The sequence below is a fragment of the Marisediminitalea alba genome (genome assembly GCF_002993365.1).
GTDB lineage: Bacteria > Pseudomonadota > Gammaproteobacteria > Enterobacterales > Alteromonadaceae > Alteromonas > Alteromonas alba.
In genome coordinates this window covers 1-1,193 of sequence record NZ_PVNP01000131.1, presented here as the reverse complement: position 1 = coordinate 1,193, position 1,193 = coordinate 1, and the positions used below count along the sequence as shown (strand labels likewise).

Sequence of the window (1,193 nt, the reverse complement as noted above, 5' to 3'; positions counted from 1 at the left end):
AGTTTGCAGAGTGCTGTGTTTTTAATAAACAGTCCCAGCCACCTGGTCACTGCGACCCCCGACTGCTTAAGGAGCAAGTCCTATCACAATCAGGGGCGTACCTTCTCCCGAAGTTACGGTACAATTTTGCCGAGTTCCTTTACCCGAGTTCTCTCAAGCGCCTTAGTATTCTCTACCTGACCACCTGTGTCGGTTTGGGGTACGGTTTACATAATCATACGTTTAGAAGCTTTTCCTGGAAGCAGGGCATCAACAACTTCACCACCTTGGTGGCTCGTCTCGCGTCTCAGCCATTCTATTTAAAGAGTGAATCCGGATTTACCTAAATCCACAGCCTACTCGCTTTCACTTGGACAACCAACGCCAAGCTTGCTTAGCCTTCTCCGTCCCTCCATCACTGATTATATAAGTACGGGAATATTAACCCGTTTCCCATCGACTACGCATTTCTGCCTCGCCTTAGGGGCCGACTTACCCTGCCCTGATTAGCATGGGACAGGAAACCTTGGTCTTCCGGCGTGCGGGTTTTTCACCCGCATTATCGTTACTCATGTCAGCATTCGCACTTCTGATACCTCCAGCAAACTTCACAGTTCACCTTCAGCGGCTTACAGAACGCTCCCCTACCCAGCATGTAAACATGCTGCCGCAGCTTCGGTATATTGCTTAGCCCCGTTACATCTTCCGCGCAGGCCGACTCGACTAGTGAGCTATTACGCTTTCTTTAAAGGGTGGCTGCTTCTAAGCCAACCTCCTAGCTGTCTGGGCCTTCCCACATCGTTTCCCACTTAGCAATATTTTGGGACCTTAGCTGGCGGTCTGGGTTGTTTCCCTCTTCACGACGGACGTTAGCACCCGCCGTGTGTCTCCCGGATAGTTCTCTTTGGTATTCGGAGTTTGCAAAGGGTTGGTAAGTCGGGATGACCCCCTAGCCTTAACAGTGCTCTACCCCCAATGGAATTCGTCCGAGGCTCTACCTAAATAGATTTCGGGGAGAACCAGCTATCTCCCGGTTTGATTGGCCTTTCACCCCCAGCCACAAGTCATCCCCTAACTTTTCAACGTTAGTGGGTTCGGTCCTCCAGTTGATGTTACTCAACCTTCAACCTGCCCATGGCTAGATCACCGGGTTTCGGGTCTATACCTAGCAACTAGACGCGCAGTTAACACTCGCTTTCGCTACGGCTCCCCTA

The 1,193-nt window shown here is 51.0% G+C and carries 1 rRNA gene; it reads right to left on the bottom strand.

Going from position 1 to position 1,193, the window contains the following annotated elements:
• Window positions 1–1,193, bottom strand: a 23S ribosomal RNA gene (locus tag C6Y40_RS12375); the annotation flags it as partial.